Origin of the sequence: Streptomyces sp. 3214.6, assembly GCF_900129855.1 — a bacterium.
In the GTDB taxonomy this organism is placed as follows: domain Bacteria; phylum Actinomycetota; class Actinomycetes; order Streptomycetales; family Streptomycetaceae; genus Streptomyces; species Streptomyces soliscabiei.
Genome location: NZ_LT670819.1, coordinates 2,454,599 through 2,472,807, shown reverse-complemented (window position 1 = coordinate 2,472,807; position 18,209 = coordinate 2,454,599). Strand labels below are relative to the sequence as shown.

The following is an 18,209-nucleotide window of genomic DNA, read 5'->3' as shown; positions in this document are numbered from 1 at the left end:
ATGGTGCGTCATGGTGCGTCATGGTGCGGCGTGGTGCGGCGTGATCCCATCGGGCCTGATCGGTCTACGGCCCCACGCGCCGGGCGTTGGCCTCCGCTGCCCGCTCGAACGCATCCGACGGATCACTGAGGCGCAGCCCGCCCACGGTGTCGGTTCCGGCGACGGGCCCCGGCGCTGAACTCCCAGCGGGTGGTGCCGGCCGGGTCGGTGACGCGGAACGCGCCGCTGTCCAGGCGCTCCACCGTGAACCGCGGCTGCGGCCCCGCCCCGTGGCGTGTCGGGGCGGCCTGGGTGACATCCAGCCGGACGGTACCGGGCACGCCGTCGGCGGTGGTCTGGCCGACGATCCGCAACTCCAGGCCGGCCAGGTCGCCTACGCCGGACAGCGGCACGTCCTGGAACCCCGTCAGGCGCGTGAGGGGCAGGTCGGCGGGCGGCGCGACGTAAACCGCCCGCGCGCCGGCCCGCGTATTGGCACCGGGTCACTCGATCCCTGGCAGGTCGGTCGCGGCGCCGTCCAGGGGGTCGTTCTCGGGGATGGAGTGCAGCGGGTACCGCTCGGACGGCGGGCCGCCGAATTCGTCGAGGGCCAGGATGTCGGCGAACACGATGACCTTGGCCTTGTCGCCGAACTCGCCGGTCAGTTCCTGCGCGAAGCGGCCGTTCCGCACCAGCACCCGTTTGATCTTGATCCGGGTACTGACCGGGAACGTCACTTCTGCCTCGGCCTGGTTCTCCGAGCCCAGCACCCGGCCCGGATGACCCTGCTCCGACACGTCGAACTTCCAGATCACGGTCTTCGACTTCACGAAGTTGTGCGTGGTGGCAATACCCATGGTCGTGGACAGGATCCCCGGCCAGGAGATGGTCCTCCCGAGGTCGTAGTACCCGCCTTTCGGGTAGCGCGCCGGATCCAGGATCCCGCCAAACGACGAGAAGATCTGCTCGCTGTCGCCGCGCACCACGGTGTTGCCCGGGATCTCCGGGTCTTTTTTGAAGGCGTCCCACACCCGGTGGATGGCCTTGATCTTGTCATGCCACTTGTCCAGGTCCTGCATGTCCCAGGACTCCGTCTCCTCCCGCGTCGCGTACCGGCGTTCCGTGGCCACCTGCTTCCAGGTCTCCAGAACGAGGTTGGCCCGGCCCGAGAAGTTGAAATTCGCGTCCCGTACCTGCGCAGGCGTGTATCCCGTCTTCTCGAAGGCGGCGAGCAGCGAATTGATCTGCCGGTACCCCGAACTCAGATAAATCCCGCCCTGTGCCAGGTCATCGTTCTTCTGCTTCTCCGCTTGCTCCTTGGCCTGTTCCGCGAGGAACGCCGACCGTGATGCGGCGGCATTCGCCTCCGTGGCCCAGGCACGGCTGCTGCTGGAGACGATCTGCGGGACACCCCCCGTGATGCCCTCCTCGAGCGTGTTCTTGATCCTGTATCGGCCGAATCTGTCCGTCGCCACGATCTCCCAGTGCGTGGAGTCCCCGGCCTCGTCGAGCCGGACGACCTTCGTCCCGGGCGTCAGCCCCGTCCCCAGCCCACCCGGCGCCCCGCCGGAGGGCGCCCCTGTCGGCGGCGCCACCGTAGCGATCTGTGTTCTGGGGGCAACCTCCGTGTTCGCGAAGGAGTACCGGAGCCCCGAGGCGGCAGGGGGCGGCCCGGGGGCGCGTGATTCCTCGGGGCTGTTGGGCACCGAGGCCGACTTGTGTTCGCGCCGCAGAGCCTGGGATCTGCGCATGGCAATGGCAGGCCTTCCTCCGGTCAGCTCGCGCCGAGTTGGATCAGCCAGAGGGTGGGGGCGTTCAGTGCCACCGAGCCGTTGTCTTGCCCTTCACATCGTATGACGAGCTCGACCTTGCTCTTCCCCTTCGGTACCGGGCACCCCGCGATTGCCGTGATCGGAAACCAGACGTCCTGGGTATCGGTAAATGGTGAAAGGAAACCCCCGCCCCAGATGCGGGATTCCTTATCCAGCCCCAGGAGCGTGTCGTTGACCCTGATGGCCACCCGCAAGGACAGTTCCCGGCTATCCGAGTGACCATGGCCCTGTCCGATCAGCAGGAGCGACGTTGGAGTGTCGAAATCCAGCGTCTTATTGATCACTGGCATCCAATCCCCGGGTGCCGTCCAGTTATCCCAGCTGTTCCCCTGCAGCATCTGGAAACCGATCGACTGGCTGTTGAGTTTGGTGGCGGCGTCGAGGCGGACCGTCTCGGCAGCGAGGGCGTTCCAGTCGGAGGACTTGATCGGGTCGCCGGGGATCTTTTGCGTGAGGTTCTTGTCGAGGGACATGGCTATTTCCTTAGTTGAAAACGTTCTTGTCGAATATCGAGGCGTCGAAGGAACCCTCGAGATGGGGTCGGATGATCCAGAACCAGAAGGTGAAGTCGGCGCCGCGGACGTCGTCGACGGTGGGGAGGATCACTTCGGTGGTGCCGTCGGGGCGGGGGCGGGTGAGGGCGAGGCCGTTGAGAAGGCGATCGGGGTGGTTATCAGCGGTGAGGGCGCGGCCGTTGAGGGTGAGGCGGCAGCGGAGGCGGTCGGGCAGCTCCTTCTTGAACAGGCGTGTCGCCAGGGAGTCGCCAAGAAAACGGTCCGGTCTCCAGACCAATTCGCTACCGTCGATCTTCAAGACGCCAGCGAGGTCGAGCGGCTGGGTGCCCAGGACTTGGCCGGGTTGCAACTTCCAGGTGTCCCGCTCGGCCGGGGAGAAGGGGTAGGGCAGGTCGAGGGTGACGGTGAGCACGGATTGTCTGCCGGAGGGCAGGGGGGCCGGGACGCCGTCGAGGCCCACGACGATACCGCTGTTGAAAAAGTCGTCCGCGGCGACGTTGGTGTCGTTGCCCAGTTCCTGATCGACGCGCGCCCGCAGGCGGACGTACTGCACGTGGAGGGCCGGTGCGCGCACCGGCTTGGGATCCGGTCTGGCCTCGGCGAGTGGAACGAACAGCGCACGGTAGTCGGACACCCGGGTCCACAAACCGCCGACGCGGTCGAGCAGGGCGATGGCGGCGGTGTGGTGCTCGATGCCGTCCGGCCCCTGGAAGATCGGGGCGCCTCCCTCCTCGCGGGGCCATTCGACGTCTCCGGGGAGGTCGGAGTCGAGGTCGGTCAGGGAGACGGCGGCGGTCCTGGCCGGGATGAGCCAGTAGTCGCCGGTGCGGTGGAAGGCGCCCGGCTCGAACTGGACCTGTACGCCGTCCTCCAGCTCGATCCAGTCGCCGGTGATCGGCACCGCGCCCGGGGAGTCCCAACGGCGTACCACAGCATCGGAGCCGAGCAGCCCGGCCGGGAAGCCCGCCCATTGAACCTGCAGCTTGGTACCGGACACCTCGCCCAGTTGGGCCAGGACGCCGTGTAGGCCCCTGCGGGTGCGGGCCTGGTCGTTCACTTCCACCCACTGTCCCCTGGAGAAGCCGAGCGCCTCGTCCCGGCCGGGGGAGTGGACAGTGATCCATGAGTCGGAGACGTGGATCAGCCGTGCGGCGACCGTGCCGTTGTCCCGGGACCATACAAAGGACGGGCTGCCGTCACTGCCCTCGTGGATCTCCACCCGGTACAGCTGGTTCTCCACCCGGCGGTAGCCCGCGTGCGGCGGGACGACGCCCGGCGTGGGGCCGGCCTCCGGCGGCTGCGCCCGCGCGCGGAGCCGCCCGCAAGATCCACTGTCGCGCGGTTTCCAGGGTGGGGCGACTTTGTCGGGGGTGGCCTCGGGGTTGGCCAACCGCTCCAGGCGAACCTGCCACACCGTACGGCTTCTGGTGCCCGTGTCCGGGCCGCCGAGGGCGACCTCGCGCAGTTCGGGCCGCTCCAGGGCGGTGAGGTGCTCCCGCCAGACGTCCAGATAGGCGACGTACCGGCCGTCGTCCCCTGGTAGCTCCAGCTCCGGCGGGTCGGGCTGGTTCGCCAACCCCACCAGCTCGTCGTTCTCGCAGAGTATGCCGTCGACGTAGTAGCGGCCTGGAGACAGCAGCAGGTCCGTCGGAAGGCAGTCACGGGGTTCGCCGCCGTTGGGGTCGGTGATCGCGAATCCGGCTGCGCCCTTCGGTCCGCCATGGGCGCCGATGGCGTCCCGCGCGGTGGTCTCATCGTGGTGGAGCTGGATGTCCAGCTGCTCGTTCCAGTCGGCGTCGAGCTGCACCCGGCCCTGCTGCATGAGCACGCCGCGGTAGTGGTTCCCGCTGCGGAACGTCCGCCGGGTGAAGTCGCCCTTCATTGCTGTCCTTCCAAAAAGGCGTCAGTCGGGTCAGTCGGGTCGGCGAAGAAGACACCCGCTTCCAGACCGAAGCGGAGATAGTGGTCGAGCTGCGCGGTGAGGTCGGCCATCGACCATGGTTGGTGCAGAAAGTGGAAGGCCCCCAGTTCGCCGCCGTCCTCCGCGCCTGTCGCGATTTCGCTCGGGCAGTCCGCAGCCAGTCGGCAGAAACCGGGGGCTCCCGGCCGTTCGGAGGTGAAGCTCGGGGCCACCCGGACAGCGGCCGCCTGGTCGGCGGGGTGGCAGCGGTAGCGCCGGGAGACGTTGGACTCGAGCGGGGCGTAGCTGTACCGCAGATAGCCCTGCCCGTGCTCGCGGACCTTGATGCCGCCGCGCAGGATGCTGTCACTGGCCGTCAGGGTGCGGGCGCGCGTTGCGCCGAGGATCGTGCAGGCCTCGATCTCGACGTCTGCGGGCACAGCGTTCACCGCCGCCTGCAGGATGCTGTCCGACAGGCGGAGGCCGTGCAGTGTGCCGCGCAGCCACACCCCGGCGCAGACGGTACGGATCAGTCGTACGGTCAGCCGGGGGTTGTCGGTGGCCCGCAGTTGACCGATGAGGGTGCAGTCGGACACCACCAGGCTGTCCAGCTCGCCGGGCCTGGCAGTGAGCCCTCCTTCGACCGACAGGCCGTCCAGGACCAGTTCGCCCGGGCGGGCGGCCCGTCCGCGGGGGGCGACCACCTCCAGCGAGCCGACCAGGTGCGGCCGGGGTCCGGCGGCCGCGAAGGGGCCCGGGGCGGAGGCGGGTGTGTCCGGTGGCTGAGGGGTGAGGCCGGACGGCCAGTGGGCGGCGACCAGCAGCAACCGGTTGCCCGGGGGGATCTCGATCGCCCGCTTGCCCGTGAGGTTCTCGTGGTAGGTGGCGCTGTCCATCACCACGATGACCCCGGTCTGTCCCGGTGCCTGATTCGGCCGGGTGTTCCAGGCCTGCACGGCCTCGCCGAGGGTGGCGACCACCCGCCCGTCGGAGGGCTCGGACGGGGCCTGGGCGTGGTTGCGGCTCACTCCGATCTGCCAGTCGACGGTGTCCGGCCAGGGTGTTCCGGCGGCCGAGAGCGCGCTGCCGAGGGTTGCCCGCCGGTCGTGGGGACCGGCGCCGATGTCGCCGGGGCTCCCCTGGTTGAAGTCGACCCGCACCCGGTCCCGTTCCATCCCGGGCGGCAGGGTGAATCTGCCCAGCAGCGGGTCGACGGCGACCCATGGGGGGCCGTCGGTGGTTGCGGGCGGCCGGGTCCATTCGCTGAGGTCGGCGGCGATCAGGCGGTGGGATCCGGGCAGGTCGATCCGGAACACGGGGTCGGGTCCGGAGAGGAGTTGCTCCATGTGTTGATGGAGCGTCAGGCGGTGCAGTGGCGCCGGAATCTCCGTCTGCCGGGTTAGGCCGCCGCGCGGCCGGGTGAACAGCGGCAGGTCGCGGCCTGCCGGGTCGAAGGTCCAGCGGCCCGCGGCGGCGTCCACGACGCGGGCGTCGACGTCGGTGAACGGGTGGGAGCTGAGCCGCCACAGATGGAGCCCGACCGCTCCGAGGTTGTACCGGCCGCGCCCGTGGTCGACATGGCGGACGTCGGCGGTGCGGGCCACCTGGTCGAAGGGGGTGCCGAGCAGCTGGAGCCGCCCGGAGTCCCGCAGGTCGGGGGTGCGCAGATTGCCGAGGCGTGGATGGTTGACGTGCTGGGTGGTGCCGAGCAGTTGGAAGTACTCCACGACCTTGGCGGGCAACCCGGTGATGTCCTGGGCCAGCTGTTCCAGGGTGGCGGGGGTGCCCTTGCGCCGCCGGTGGCGGAGGGTGTTGGCGATGAAGGCCCGTCTGGGCGCTGCTCTGTCCGGTGATGCGGCCACGGGTTCGACGCCGAGCAGGTCGCCGAGATAGGGCAGCACCCATTCGGCGCAGGTCTCCACGAACCAGTTGTCGTAGAGGCCGTCGATGTCCTCCTGCAGCCTGCGCAGTTCCTCCTCGACCGGTTCGAGCAGCGCGCGCAGCGGGTGGCCGAGTTCGGCGTCGCGGTTGCGGTGCACGGCGGGCAGCAGGTCGTACACCGGCCGGTCCTCGCTCATGACGTCATCACCTTCACGGAAAGCCTCTTCAGGACCAGCAGTTCAGCGGGGACGGCTGTGCCCCCGGCGCCGAGGCGGGCTCCGCGGGCGAGCAGCAGGGATGCCACTGCGACCGGCCCGCCCGCCAGGTGGAGTTCGGTCAGGTTGGCCGCCACCACCCCGGGGACCCGCTGGGCGATGGCGATCGCTTCGGAGGCGGTCACGGGCTGGGCGAAGTCGCGTCGCTCGAAGGAGTACAGCTGTGCCAGGGCGTGCTCGACCGCGCTGGACACGGTGTCCGGTTCACGGTCCGGGGTGGGCAGGATCGCGATACCCAGGATGAAGGGCAGCTCTCGGTAGGTGTCCAGGCCGAGTCGGCAGCCGGGGAGGCCGTCGGTTTCGAGGGCGGCCCGCAGGGCCGTCAGGGTGCCGTCGGGGACGGCACCGTCCGGGGCCGCCACGGTGAGGTGGAGGAAGGGCATCGGAGCCGGGCGCAGCACGGTCGCCCTGGCCTTGGCGATCCCGGTGAAGTTCCGGGCGAAGGCCTCGTGGTCGTCCAGGGAGACGACCCGGTCGAAGGTGCGGACGGTCAGCGGCGCCCGGATTCGTACGTCGTCCGGCCGCTCGGGGGCCGTACCGCCGGTCGCCGCCAGGGGGTTGTCGACAGCGCGGATGCCCAGTGGCCGTTTCACGAGCAAGGAGAGGGAGCCGGCCCCGACGTTGCCCTGGGGGCCAATGCCGGTGCGGTAGGTGGCGCGAACGTTCTCCTGTCCGGACGGCAGCCGGGCGCCGCGTTCACCGTCGCCGAAGACGACGGTCGCGGTGGCGTCGTCCTGGATCCGCACCACATAGGACCGATCGTGCGGGCCGAGGGGGAACAGGGAGGGGGCCTCGGTCCAGGTGACGCCGTCGACCTGGACGGCCAGGGTGTCGCGCACCCCGCTCGCGGTCGGCGCGGGGACATGGGTGAGGTCCTTGTGCAACAGGGTGAACCGCTGGTGGGTGGCCCTGCCGTCGCCGCTGCCGAGCACCTCTTCGGTGGTCTGCCCGGCGGTCGCGGCGACGACATTGCCGAGCAGCAGGACCGAGGCCGGGTCGAGTGGGTGCTCCAGGGGCCGGTCGAGGACGATCGAGGTGCCGGCGTCCGTCACGGCGTCGATCAGGTGGACTGCGGTGGACTGGACACCCTGGTCGGTGGTGCCGGTCACCACGACGGGTGCCCCGGGTTTCAGTGTCACCGGCCGTTCGAGCCGAAGTGTGCTTCCGGTCACCGGGGCCGTAAGGGGTTCGACGGCGAGCTCCAGTTGCTCGGACTGGGCGTGGACCACGGTGGCGCGGCGGTCGAACTGTGACACCGTCCCGGTGGCGGTGCCGCGCAGCTGCAGCCGGGTGGTGGTGGAGGTCAGGGTGAAGTCCGCTGCGGCGGACTGGTCGGCCTTGACGACCTGGTACAGCTGCTCCTGCATTCCGGGTGCCCGGAGCACCAGCCAGGAGCCCGGAAGCAGCGCGGGATGAGCGGCATCGAGTTCGATCACCGGGTCTTCCCCTTCGGGCGGGTCGGTGAGAGCGAAGCCGGGCCACTGTGTGGCCGGGGCGAACTGGGCCTGGTCGAACTGGGCCTGGTCGAATGTGGCCGTAACCGGCTGGCCGGCTGCCGCGAGGTAGCTCTCCCGGACCGGGGCGGGCATGGTCCGCCAGTCGGGGGCGTTGTGGCCGAATATCGAGGCCCGCAGCCGTAGGGCGTGCACCTTGATGAGCTGCGAGGAGGGCGGCAGGTCGAGGCCCTGGTCCCAGCCGACCACCGTGGTCGGCGGGCGTCCGGTCGGGTCGGTGGGCAGCGGCTCGACGGTGTGCAGGATGCGGAACTGCCAGACTTGCGGCTCTACGGCGGAGCGGATCAGCAGAGCGTCGCCGGGGCGCAGTCCGGTGTTGGTTCCGGCCAGGTGGAACCGGGTGGTGCCCCTGCTGACCCGCTGCGGGCGGCGCAGCAGCAGGCGGATCGCGTTGTGCTCGGCGACGGCCTGGAGTTCCGCCCCGGTCTCGAACGTCTGCGGCAGTTCTCCCTGGCCGGGGATGCTCTGCACCGGTGTGCCTGCGGGGACGACGGCGTGGCCGGGCGCCCCCGGGGTGTCCTCCACGGTGAACGAGAGGTAAGCGGAGGCTGCCGATCCGGGCCGCAGCTCGTAGCCGATCGAGCGGGCGAGTTCCAGCACCGATCTGCGTTCGGTGGCGGTGCGCAGAAAGCCCTCGTTGGCGATCCGCTCCTGGTAGAAGGCCACGATGTCGGCGACCGAGGCCCAGGCGTCCAGCAGGGCGACGGCGGGGTCGTCCGTGCTGTGCGTGGTGAGTCCGGGCAGCCGTTGCGACACCTCGGCCAGGCTCCGTGCGAGGGTGTCCCCGTGGGTGGTGATCCGGTACGAGAGGGCCGGGCGCCCCGGGGAGTTGGGCACCCCGGGAGCCCCGCCGGGTACGGGGGTGCTCATGAGCCGCCTTCCATGATGAAGTCGATCCGGCCGTGCTCCGGCAGGTTCGGGTCACTGAGGCAGCGAGCCACCTCGCGCGGCCCGATCGGGATCCGGCCCTGCCTCAGTTCCCCGGCGGGCGGGTGTCCCCAGCGCCCGAAGCGGTCGGGGTCGATCCACAGCACCCCGTGCACGCCCATGGCTGCCTCCACCACCTGGCTGAGGTGGACCGGCGCACCGAGGGCGAAGCGGTCGGGGTGGAAGAAGCCGGGTGTGCCGTCGGATCGCTGTCCGGCGGTGAAGACGTCCTGCAGTGCCCGTTTGACCTCGCCGCAGGGGTGGCCGACAGCGACCCGTACGGTGATCACGATGTCCAGCGCCACCGGGACGGCAGCGGTCACCCGGACGTCCTCCCCGGCCATCCGGTAGCGCTCCAGATGGCTGCCGACCTGCCGGCGGAAGTACTGGTCGGGGGTAAGGCCGCCGGTGCGGTCGACGGTGACGGTCTCGGTGTACCAGGAGCCGGTCCAGCGCCGGCTGGCGACCGCCTGCAGGACCTGCGGATGCTGTCCGGCGACCTGCGCGTAGTCGTCGTCGGTGACCGCCCGTTGCTGGACCCGGAACGCCTGCGGTGCCCACTGCCGCACCTGTTCCACCGGCTCGGGGTCGGCTCCGCCCCGGGCGGGCATCGGGTTGCGGACGGTGACGCCGCGGAGGGGTTGCGCCAGCCGGGTGAGGGTGTCGCGGCCGACGTTGCCCGCCCGTCCCCCGCCGGTCCGGTAGACCGCCGTGAACGTGGTCCCGGGTGTGGGGGCGCGGCCATGCACCCCGTCGCCGAAGCGCAGGTGGGCCCAGCCGTCGTCGTCGGTCTCCACGGTGCACTCCGGTGCGAAGCGGCTGCCGGAGAGCAGATCGGGCACCACGGTCCAGGAGGTGGCGCCGTCGTGCAGCTTGACCATCACGGGCACCGCCTCGGCGGGGCGGATCGTGAGTGCGTCCGTGGCGGGCCGTGCGGTGGCCTGCCCGTGGTCGTAGGGCACAGCATGGGTCAGCCCGGTGTGGACCAGCCGGGGGCGGTACCGGCCCCGGGTCGGCACCTCGGCGGGGGTCAGCGGTTCGGGACCGACCCGAGCGCCGTGCTCGGCCAGTACGACGTTGCCGCGGACCACGGTGGCCCCGACCGTGGTGTCGCCCTCGCCGGGGAACCGCCACAGCCGCAGGGGGAAGGGCGGTGCGTCCTCCTGGTGCCAGCTCACCCGCAGCAGATCGGTGCCGGAGTCCTGCTGGGGCAGCGGGTCGGCGTTGAGACGTACGGCCCACCGGTGGGCCGGATCGGCGCCTGCCTGGTCGCCGGCGCTGCCGAGCACCTCCTCGAACAGCAGCACGTCCCCGGCGCGCAGTTGGAGCGTTGTGTCGGTGCCGACCAGGAGTGTGGTGGTGGCTCCGGCGGGCAGGATGCTGCGTTCCTCGTCCGCGGTGTAGATCTCGATGGTGTTGCGGGCGGCCCGGAGTTCGACCGGGTGCAGGGTGTGGAAGACCACGCTGCCGTCCTCGGCGGCGACCTCGGTGCCGCTGTCCAGCACCGGCTCGGCCGTGGCTCCGTCGACCTGGACCGCCAGCCAGGTCCTGGCCGCGGCGCCTTCGTGCATCGGGTAGTCGAGCAGCCGGGCGTGGCGGCGCACCGAGACCCGGCGCCGGGCGGTGCCGAGGTAGGCCTCGGTGGCCACGGCGTCCTGTGCGTAGGCGAGTTGGTCGCCGAGGTAGGCGAAGAGCTCGATGAGGGTCACCGCCGGGTCGGCGGGCCCGCGGTCGGTCCAGCCGGGCAGCAGCAGCGACAGCCGGTCGAGCAGCAACCGGCGCAGCCCCGCGTAGTCCCGCTGGAGGTAGTCGGTCGGCGGGGTGGAGACGGGTGCGGTCGGCAGGGGACGCGGCGGGCGAGGATCGGAGTCGGTCGGCAGGGGGCGCGGTGGGCGGGGATCGGAGTCGTTCGGGACGTCGGCTGCCGTCACTGGGGCAGCCTCCGGGTGAACACAGCGGCGGTGGGCCGGTCCATGGCGCGGGTCCGGTAGCGCACCGTCACCCGGAGGGTGGCCTCCTCCGCGGTGATGTCCACGGCCTGTACCTCGACGAGGTCGCCCAGCCACTGCTGGAGCGCACCGTGCGCCATGAGCCGGGTCGCGGTCGCCAGTTCGCCGCCGGTGGGTTCGAAGACGAGTCGGTGGAGGCCGCTGCCGAAGGTGGGACGGTTGACCCGTTCGCCGGGGGCGGTGAAGAGCACCTGTTCGATCAGGTCGCGAATGTACTGCTCCTCGTCCACCAGGGCGGTCCTGCCGCCGGGGCCGATCCGGAAGGGGAAGCCGATGTTCACCTCAGGTCCCCTTCACCCTGGTCTGGGTGGCCGACACGGTCAGCGGGGTGCCGGTGGGTGTGCACTGGGCCCTCCCGTCGGACAGCAGGGCAGGCGCCCCGCCGATCCGCACCCGGGTGGCGGTGGACACCCACTGGGCGGTGAGGCAGGGACCGGGGGGTTGTAGCAGTGTGCAGCCCGCGACCGTGTACGGTGCCACCGCTGTCACCGCCGGCATGCCGTTGATCAGCACCCGGGGCTCGGTCTTGGTGGGCTGCGCGGGGCCGGAGTGCGCACACATGACCGTCGCGCCGAGATGCAGTAGCTGACCTGGCATCAGATGACCTCCAGAGCACCGTCGTTGACCGACACGGAGGCCGCGGTCAGCTTGACGCTCGCGGCTCCGTTGGACAGTTCGATTCCGGCGGCCGTCAGGGAGATGGACAGCGGCGTGGAGACCGCGGGCGGTCCCACCTCCAGGGTCACACCGCCCGATCCCGGCAGGTCGTTGACCGTGAGGCTCAGTCCGTCGGTCTTGAACACCTTGGTGGTGGGGCCGGCGCCGGGTGCCTGGCCGCTTCCCCAGAAGCAGCCGCCCCAGATCGGCAGAGCCGGGTTGCCGCCCTCGAACTCGACCCAGACATCGGCCCCGATCGGGGGGACGGCGAGCAGACCGACGCCCGGCCCGGCGTACGGCACGCTGGGCATCGCCCACAGGGCTGCCGCGTCGCCGAGCACATCGGGGCAGCTGACCTGGACGCGGCCCCGCAACATCGGGTCGGCGTTGTTGCTGACCTTGCCCCGGTACTTGCCGAAGTACTGGCTCATGATGCTCCTCCGTTGCCCTGTCCGGTCGGTCCGGACCCGTTCACTCGCTCCTGGTGCTTCACGGCCGCACCACCGGAGTCGTGGAGCCGGCGCCTTCCCTGGTCAGCGTGAACTCCTGGGTGTGCCGCCCGCGGGCGATCGAGTGGGTGACCTGCTTGACGTAGTACAGACCGTCATGCGACCAGCCCGCCCCCCGTACGCCCACCAGGCCCCTGGCCGGGAGCAGTGCACCGTAGCGCCCGGTGTCGAGTCGGCCGGTGACCGTGAGCGAGCCGTCGTTGGACGCCTCGGCCCTGCCCTGAGCCTGGCTGAACGCCTGCGGGGCGGTCATACCGCTCCCGTCCAGCAGGGTGGTGCGCACATGCCGGTTGACCAGCCAGTCGGGTTCCGCCGCCAGCGGCGGCCGGGTGCTGCCGACACTGCGGACCGGGATCACCGCGTCGGTGAGCCGGTCCTGGACCCGCCCGCGGACCTGGGTGGCGGCCAGGGCGTCGGACCTGAAGGCGAGCTGCTCGACATTGGTCGCCGGCCCGAAGTCGACCGAGAGCGCCGGTGCCGGTCTGCCCACCCGGGTCGGCGGACCCCAGTAGGCGGTACTGGTGAGCGGTAGCGGGCCCGGGGTGATGTGGAAGACATAGCCGAAGCGCCTGGCCATCGCGGTGAGTTGGGCGAGGTCCGTGCCCCGCTGGACCGGGATGTGCTCGATCGGGAGCGACAAGTCGGTCACCGGCGGCGGGATTACTCTGGGCACCAGCCCATAGCGTGCGTACCTCAGGATCAGCCGGGCGGCGATGGCGGCCTCGTCCTGCGCCGGATACTCCGCGGTCCGCTCCTCCAGGTCCATCAGTACGCCGAGGTCCTCCCCGGTGACGGTGAAGGTGGCGGAACCCGAGGTCGAGCCCGGGGTGAGCTCCCGATGGGTGATGACCCCGTCCATCAGCACCGTGGGCGTGCCGTGCAGCGTCAGGACGAGCACCACGCGATCGAACGGCTGCAGATACCGCCCGGTGAGCAGCGGCTGGTCGAGCGCACCCGCCGGCCCGCCGCGTCCGGCGGCGATGACCAGCTGGAATCCGGATCTGGCACTGTCGGACGTGGTGACCTGCACCTGCTGGAGGTTCTCCACCAGCCGTGGCGGCGCGGGTACGGGCACCGTGGGGCCGAGGAGCACGGTGAGGTAGGAGCTCAGCAGGGCCATGCTCGCCCTCCTTCCACGGGCCGGTACGGCGGCAGGGGCGCGGTCACGGCAGGGGGAACGGGACGCGGATCCGGGTCCCGATCCGGTCGGCGGCGGTGAGCTCGTCCGGATGGATCACCGGATGGGCGTCGCAGATCCGCCAGAACTGGGTGGGGTCGCCCAGAGCGGCGGCGGCGATCGTGTCCGGTCGGTCCCCGGGGGCGACCGTGTGCTCGGTGAGGGTGTGCGCACTGCCCGGCATGGGGAGCAGCCTGCGGCTCAGGCAGCGGACCTCGCGGCTGCCGCCGGTGCCGTCCGGGACGGTGGCCGTCACCACGTCCAACGAGGCGTACCGGCTGGTCGGATCGGTCAACGGAACACCCCTCCGATGCCGCCGGTCACGGCCCGGCCCACCGCCGACCGGGCGGAGAGCGTGGCCATGGCCTCCTTGGCGATCTGGTGGGCCAGGAAGAGATGGTGTCCCGGACTGGTGACCGACAGATCGCTGTAGGAGAGCACCCGCAGTTCCAGGTCCGCCCGGGCCCGGATCGGGTTGAGCTGGGCGTCGTACGCCTGCTCGGTGATCGAGAAGGAGGTCAGCCGCACCGGGAGGACCCGGCCGGCTCCCCAGACCAGGAGGGTGAGCGGTGCCTCCATCGGTACCAGTTCGATGGTGCCGACCGCCGTCAGCGCCATGTTCTCCAGGACCACCGAGCTCTTGGGGTAGAGCAGCATTTCGAGCGCTGCCAGCTGGGGGTGGATACCGAGGAGTACGGCCTGCGGATCACCGTCCGCCAACTGGTCGGTGGCGTCCACCTCGACCGCCAGGCTGATCGTCTCGATCGGGGCCCCGGTGAGACGCAGCGCCTCACTGCGGGCACCACCGGCCCCTTCGTCGCCCTCCGGTGTCCGGGCAACCAGTCGCCGGGTCATCTCGTCGGGGTTGTACTGGAACACCACCAGGCCGGCCAGCGGGTTGGCCGGGTCGACCCCGACCAGCGCGCCGCGGGGAGTCCGGACCGCGTCCGTACGCCCGGTCATCGGCGCATGCCGTTGTCTGTCCGCATTGCGCGATCGTGGCCGACCTCGCGTTACTCCGGCGTCACTGCCGCGTCACCCGCCGACGGCGGGCGAGTCAGGGACGCCGGGCCTGGCTGGGTCCCGAGCTGCTCCAACTGACGTACCCAGTCATGGATGCGCTCATAGCGCCGATTTCCGGTCGGATGGATCAGCGGCTGCTGGGGCCGTTTGCTTCGATCGGCGGCAGTTGTGGTTGGCCAGAAGTCCCAGGAAAGTCCCAGGAAAGTCCCAGAGGTACCTACGAGTTCCCTCCTTCCTTGCATTTGCGCAGGTCAGGAGGGGTTTTCCGGTACTTTTTCTTAGGACCTTCAGATGTCCCGGAAGATCTCGATCTGCGCCCCGATGGAGTTCAGCCGCTCGGCCAGGTCCTCGTAGCCGCGGTTGATGACGTACACGTTGCGCAGCACCGATGTGCCCTCCGCGGCCATCATCGCCAGCAGGACGACCACCGCCGGACGCAGGGCCGGCGGGCACATCATCTCCGCGGCACGCCAGCGCGTCGGGCCTTCGACCAACACCCGGTGCGGGTCGAGGAGTTGGAGCCGTCCACCGAGCCGGTTCAGGTCCGTCAGGTAGATCGCGCGGTTGTCGTAGACCCAGTCGTGGATGAGGGTCTTGCCCTGCGCGACGGCCGCGATGGCCGCGAAGAACGGGACGTTGTCGATGTTCAGGCCGGGGAACGGCATCGGGTGGATCTTGTCGATCGGCGCCTCCAGCTTGGAGGGCCGGACGGTGAGGTCCACCAGCCGGGTGCGGCCGTTGTCGGCCGGGTACTCCGGCGTACGGTCGTGGTCGAGCCCCATCTCCTCCAGGACCGCCAGCTCGATCTCCAGGAACTCGATGGGCACCCGGCGCACCGTGAGCTCCGACTCCGTGACGACGGCGGCGGCCAGCAGGCTCATCGCCTCGACCGGGTCCTCGGACGGCGAGTAGTCCACGTCGACGTCGATGTCCGGCACGCCGTGCACGGTGAGCGTGGTGGTGCCGATGCCGTCGACCCTCACGCCGAGCGCCTCCAGGAAGAAACACAGGTCCTGGACCATGTAGTTGGAAGACGCGTTGCGGATGACGGTCACCCCGTCGTACCGGGCGGCCGCGAGCAGCGCGTTCTCGGTCACCGTGTCGCCGCGCTCGGTCAGCACGATCGGCCGGTCCGGGCGGACCGCACGGTCGACGACGGCGTGGTACTGCCCCTCCGTCGCCGCCACCTCCAGCCCGAACCGGCGCAGCGCGATCATGTGCGGCTCGATGGTCCGCGTCCCGAGGTCGCAGCCGCCGGCGTACGGCAGCTTGAAGTGGTCCATGCGGTGCAGCAGCGGGCCGAGGAACATGATGATGGAACGGGTGCGTACGGCGGCCTCGGCGTCGATCGCCGCCATGTCCAGCCCGGCCGGCGGCACGATCTCCAGGTCCACGCCGTCGTTGATCCAACGCGTCCGTACCCCGATGGAGTTGAGGACCTCGAGGAGGCGGTAGACCTCCTCGATCCGGGCGACCCGGCGCAGCACCGTGCGCCCCTGGTTGAGCAGCGAGGCGCACAGCAACGCCACGCAAGCGTTCTTGCTGGTTTTCACGTCGATCGCGCCGGACAGCCGACGGCCGCCCACGACGCGCAGGTGCATCGGTCCCGCGTAGCCCAGAGAGACGATTTCGCTGTCCAGTGCTTCACCGATTCGAGCGATCATCTCAAGGCTGATGTTTTGGTTGCCTCGCTCGATGCGGTTGACCGCACTCTGGCTGGTTCCGAGCGCCTCGGCCAGCTGTGCCTGTGTCCAGCCCCGGTGCTGCCGGGCGTCACGGATGAGCTTGCCGATGCGTACGAGGTAGTCGTCTGCCATGAGGCTGAGGTTATCTCAGATATGAGATGGCGCCTCTTGGGGGGTCCATTCGGGTGACGTCCAAAGTGCCTGTCCGCTCCCGTCTACCCCGGCTCGGCGCACCCATGACGCCCGTTCAGCCGTGAAGCTGGGCGGATGAAAGAGGGGAAGTACGCGAGGGTCGAGCGCGAGAGACGGTTTCTGATGGCAGGGCCTCCGGCGCCTTCGACGGTCACCGTCACCCGGCTGATCCGGGACCGGTACCTGGAGGGAACGCGCCTGCGGCTCAGGCGGACCGATTACCCGGACCTCGGCTCTCGTGAGTTCAAGCTCACCCAGAAGGTGCCCGTGGACCGGCCGGGCGCCGTGCAGGGGTTGACCACCAACACCTGTCTGTCCCGGGCCGAGTACGACCTTCTGGCCTCGCTGCCGGCGGCGGTGCTGTCCAAGACACGGTCGAGTGTGCCGCCGCTGGGCGTCGACGTCTTCGAAGGGCGCCTGGAGGGGCTGGTGCTGGCGGAGGCGGAGTTCGACGACGACGCGGAGGCGCTGGCCTTCGTGCCGCCCGCGGAGTGCCTGGCCGAGGTCACGGACGATGTGCGCTTCACCGGCGGGCGGCTCGTCCGTGCGTCCCGCCGGGAACTGTCGGAGTGGCTGGCCGAATACGGACTCCGCCTTTGACGCCGAGCACGGACTCCGCCTCGGGCGGGGCGGGACGCCGTCATCCCGTGCGACGCGGTTTCCGCCAGGTCATGATCTCGGTCGGCGGAAGATGCTCCGCGAAGCGGTCGTCGGGCGCTGCCCGCCGGAGCAGGGCGCGCAGGTCCCGGTCGAACCGCGCCAGCCTGTCGCCGAACAGATGAGGGGCGGAGTCGGACCGGGAGAACGCCCACGCCACGATGTCGTCGGCGGTGCGGACCACCACGTCCCCGGCTGGCACGACGAGTCGTTCGAAGTCCTCGAACCCGGCCCCCGCCAGGACGAGGTCCTCCCGGTTCGGCGTGCCGTGGACGAGCATTCCCTGCCCGGCGCGGCGGACCGGGCCCAGGTACCGCCGTACCAGGTCGCCGATCTGCGCGTAGGGCGGAGCGGGCAGCGGCAGCGGCGTCGACGGGACGGGCGGGTCCTTGTGGTCGCTGATGTGGACGAACGCGCCTCCCGGCTCCAGCATCTCCAGCACGGTGGCGGCGACCCGGTCGCGCTCCGTCCAGTGGAAGGACTGGGCGAACGCCACGACCCGGAACTCGCCCAGGCCCGCCGGCAGGTCCTCGGCGCGGGCGGCGACCCATCGCGTGTTGGTCACCTGGTGGCGCTCGGCTCGACGCTCCGCCTCGGCCAGCATGTCCTCGTCCGGGTCGACTCCGATCGCCTCGGCGAAGAACCCGGCCAGGGGGAGTGTCACGATGCCGGGCCCGCAGCCGACGTCGAGGAGACGGCCGCGGCCGTCCAGACCGAGAGCCGTGGCCAGCGCTCCGGCGAAGCCCGGCGCGTACGGCAGCCGGCCCTGCTCGTAGTGGGCCGCGCTTCCCTGGAACAGGGTCCTGTCCCACTGCCATCCCTCAGGCATCCCGACTCCCTCCCATGCCCTCCAGCGCCCGTCCCGCGCCCCTCCCGTGAGGGGCCGTTGACGGAGGGCCGAGGGAGAAGCGTAGGGGGTGTGGCGAGTGTCCTTCGCCACTCAAATTGGTCCGGGAGGGAGGCGCTGAACTGGGCGGACTGGGTTGGATGGCAAAGCGGCTGTCCTGACGGAGATATGGAGGTCACTCCGGCCCGGGAGGTTGGGGTTCAGCGTGGTGTGAGTCGGGCGACCGTTCCGATCTCCAGGGCCGTCCAGACTGCGCCGTCCGGTCCCAGTGTGATGCCGTCCAAGGCCATCAGCCGCCGATGCGGCATCACCGATCTCGACATCCGAAGCGCGTCCGACCACCAGGACGCATCATCTCAGGGGTGATGCTCCGGGCCAGGAGAGCGGACCCGAGAAATGACGCTCACCACGCGACCAGCGAAACGGCCGAACCGCGGCCACGTCCTCGAAACGAGCCGTCACGCAGTCCAGCAGCGGACGCCGCCGACGCTCGCGTACAGCATCCACGTACGACAGCTCGACGTACGGCTCCGCAGGATCCACCCCGACCGGTACGGCCACCCAGCACCCCCAGCACGTCACCTCGTACGACTAAGTTCGCCGGCAAGGAAGGCGAAACGACTGGGTTCG

The 18,209-nt window shown here is 70.4% G+C and carries 16 protein-coding genes; 1 reads left to right on the top strand and 15 read right to left on the bottom strand.

The window, feature by feature from the left end:
• Positions 1 to 122: 122 nt before the first annotated feature.
• The 14 genes from B5557_RS44090 to B5557_RS10950 all read right to left on the bottom strand — a co-directional run bounded on the left by B5557_RS44090 (position 123) and on the right by B5557_RS10950 (position 16,015).
• Complete coding sequence (locus tag B5557_RS44090; protein WP_162499662.1) at positions 123 to 392, bottom strand: hypothetical protein; 270 nt, start codon at positions 390 to 392, stop codon at positions 123 to 125.
• A 90-nt stretch (positions 393 to 482) separates the two neighbouring features.
• A complete protein-coding gene (locus tag B5557_RS11010) occupies positions 483 to 1,730 on the bottom strand; it encodes a hypothetical protein (protein ID WP_143688164.1) in 1,248 nt (415 codons plus the stop codon).
• 23 nt (positions 1,731 to 1,753) lie between these two features.
• Positions 1,754 to 2,284 (bottom strand): hypothetical protein, encoded by a 531-nt coding sequence (locus B5557_RS11005; RefSeq protein ID WP_079658953.1) that lies wholly within the window; start codon positions 2,282 to 2,284, stop codon positions 1,754 to 1,756.
• Positions 2,285 to 2,294: 10 nt separating this feature from the next.
• Entirely contained in the window at positions 2,295 to 4,208 is a 1,914-nt protein-coding gene (locus tag B5557_RS11000; protein WP_079658952.1) for a DUF6519 domain-containing protein, read from the bottom strand.
• Entirely contained in the window at positions 4,205 to 6,304 is a 2,100-nt protein-coding gene (locus B5557_RS10995; protein WP_079658951.1) for a phage tail protein, read from the bottom strand. Before B5557_RS10995 ends, B5557_RS11000 begins: the two co-directional genes overlap by 4 nt.
• Positions 6,301 to 8,766 (bottom strand): putative baseplate assembly protein, encoded by a 2,466-nt coding sequence (locus B5557_RS10990; protein ID WP_079658950.1) that lies wholly within the window; start codon positions 8,764 to 8,766, stop codon positions 6,301 to 6,303. Before B5557_RS10990 ends, B5557_RS10995 begins: the two co-directional genes overlap by 4 nt.
• A complete protein-coding gene (locus B5557_RS10985; RefSeq protein ID WP_079658949.1) occupies positions 8,763 to 10,754 on the bottom strand; it encodes a baseplate J/gp47 family protein in 1,992 nt (663 codons plus the stop codon). Before B5557_RS10985 ends, B5557_RS10990 begins: the two co-directional genes overlap by 4 nt.
• Complete coding sequence (locus B5557_RS10980) at positions 10,751 to 11,113, bottom strand: GPW/gp25 family protein (RefSeq protein ID WP_079658948.1); 363 nt, start codon at positions 11,111 to 11,113, stop codon at positions 10,751 to 10,753. The genes B5557_RS10985 and B5557_RS10980 overlap by 4 nt, the downstream gene beginning before the upstream one ends.
• Position 11,114: 1 nt before the next feature.
• Positions 11,115 to 11,429 (bottom strand): hypothetical protein, encoded by a 315-nt coding sequence (locus B5557_RS10975; protein ID WP_079658947.1) that lies wholly within the window; start codon positions 11,427 to 11,429, stop codon positions 11,115 to 11,117.
• Positions 11,429 to 11,920 carry a phage baseplate assembly protein V gene (locus B5557_RS10970; protein WP_079658946.1) on the bottom strand — a complete coding sequence of 164 codons (492 nt, stop codon included), beginning with the start codon at positions 11,918 to 11,920 and terminating at the stop codon, positions 11,429 to 11,431. Before B5557_RS10970 ends, B5557_RS10975 begins: the two co-directional genes overlap by 1 nt.
• Positions 11,921 to 11,978: 58 nt before the next feature.
• The gene (locus B5557_RS10965; RefSeq protein WP_079658945.1) at positions 11,979 to 13,118 is read right to left on the bottom strand and encodes a phage late control D family protein; all 1,140 of its coding nucleotides are present in this window, start codon (positions 13,116 to 13,118) and stop codon (positions 11,979 to 11,981) included.
• Positions 13,119 to 13,161: 43 nt separating this feature from the next.
• Positions 13,162 to 13,470, bottom strand: coding sequence for a hypothetical protein (locus tag B5557_RS10960; RefSeq protein WP_079658944.1), 309 nt, complete (start codon positions 13,468 to 13,470; stop codon positions 13,162 to 13,164).
• Positions 13,467 to 14,138, bottom strand: a complete 672-nt coding sequence (locus tag B5557_RS10955; protein WP_079658943.1) for a hypothetical protein — start codon at positions 14,136 to 14,138, stop codon at positions 13,467 to 13,469. Before B5557_RS10955 ends, B5557_RS10960 begins: the two co-directional genes overlap by 4 nt.
• Positions 14,139 to 14,485: 347 nt before the next feature.
• A complete protein-coding gene (locus B5557_RS10950) occupies positions 14,486 to 16,015 on the bottom strand; it encodes a helix-turn-helix domain-containing protein (RefSeq protein WP_079658942.1) in 1,530 nt (509 codons plus the stop codon).
• Positions 16,016 to 16,198: 183 nt separating this feature from the next.
• Here B5557_RS10950 and B5557_RS10945 point away from each other — a divergent pair, with 183 nt between their 5' ends.
• The gene (locus B5557_RS10945; protein ID WP_231976329.1) at positions 16,199 to 16,675 is read left to right on the top strand and encodes a hypothetical protein; all 477 of its coding nucleotides are present in this window, start codon (positions 16,199 to 16,201) and stop codon (positions 16,673 to 16,675) included.
• Between the two features lie 40 nt (positions 16,676 to 16,715).
• Here the strand turns inward: B5557_RS10945 and B5557_RS10940 are convergent, their stop codons facing one another.
• On the bottom strand, positions 16,716 to 17,561 hold the full coding sequence (locus B5557_RS10940) for a class I SAM-dependent methyltransferase (RefSeq protein WP_079658940.1): 846 nt from the start codon (positions 17,559 to 17,561) through the stop codon (positions 16,716 to 16,718).
• Positions 17,562 to 18,209 lie beyond the last annotated feature (648 nt).

Excerpts from the sequence above, each read along its gene's own strand:
- B5557_RS10940 (WP_079658940.1), bottom strand. The coding sequence starts at position 17,561 with ATGCCTGAGGGATGGCAGTGGGACAGGACCCTGTTCCAGGGAAGCGCG.
- B5557_RS10950 (WP_079658942.1), bottom strand. The coding sequence starts at position 16,015 with ATGGCAGACGACTACCTCGTACGCATCGGCAAGCTCATCCGTGACGCC.
- B5557_RS11005 (WP_079658953.1), bottom strand. The coding sequence starts at position 2,284 with ATGTCCCTCGACAAGAACCTCACGCAAAAGATCCCCGGCGACCCGATC.
- B5557_RS10955 (WP_079658943.1), bottom strand. The coding sequence starts at position 14,138 with ATGACCGGGCGTACGGACGCGGTCCGGACTCCCCGCGGCGCGCTGGTC.
- B5557_RS11010 (WP_143688164.1), bottom strand. The coding sequence starts at position 1,730 with ATGCGCAGATCCCAGGCTCTGCGGCGCGAACACAAGTCGGCCTCGGTG.
- B5557_RS10965 (WP_079658945.1), bottom strand. The coding sequence starts at position 13,118 with ATGGCCCTGCTGAGCTCCTACCTCACCGTGCTCCTCGGCCCCACGGTG.
- B5557_RS10945 (WP_231976329.1), top strand. The coding sequence starts at position 16,199 with ATGGCAGGGCCTCCGGCGCCTTCGACGGTCACCGTCACCCGGCTGATC.
- B5557_RS10970 (WP_079658946.1), bottom strand. The coding sequence starts at position 11,920 with ATGAGCCAGTACTTCGGCAAGTACCGGGGCAAGGTCAGCAACAACGCC.
- B5557_RS11000 (WP_079658952.1), bottom strand. The coding sequence starts at position 4,208 with ATGAAGGGCGACTTCACCCGGCGGACGTTCCGCAGCGGGAACCACTAC.
- B5557_RS10995 (WP_079658951.1), bottom strand. The coding sequence starts at position 6,304 with ATGAGCGAGGACCGGCCGGTGTACGACCTGCTGCCCGCCGTGCACCGC.
- B5557_RS10990 (WP_079658950.1), bottom strand. The coding sequence starts at position 8,766 with ATGAGCACCCCCGTACCCGGCGGGGCTCCCGGGGTGCCCAACTCCCCG.
- B5557_RS10975 (WP_079658947.1), bottom strand. The coding sequence starts at position 11,429 with ATGCCAGGTCAGCTACTGCATCTCGGCGCGACGGTCATGTGTGCGCAC.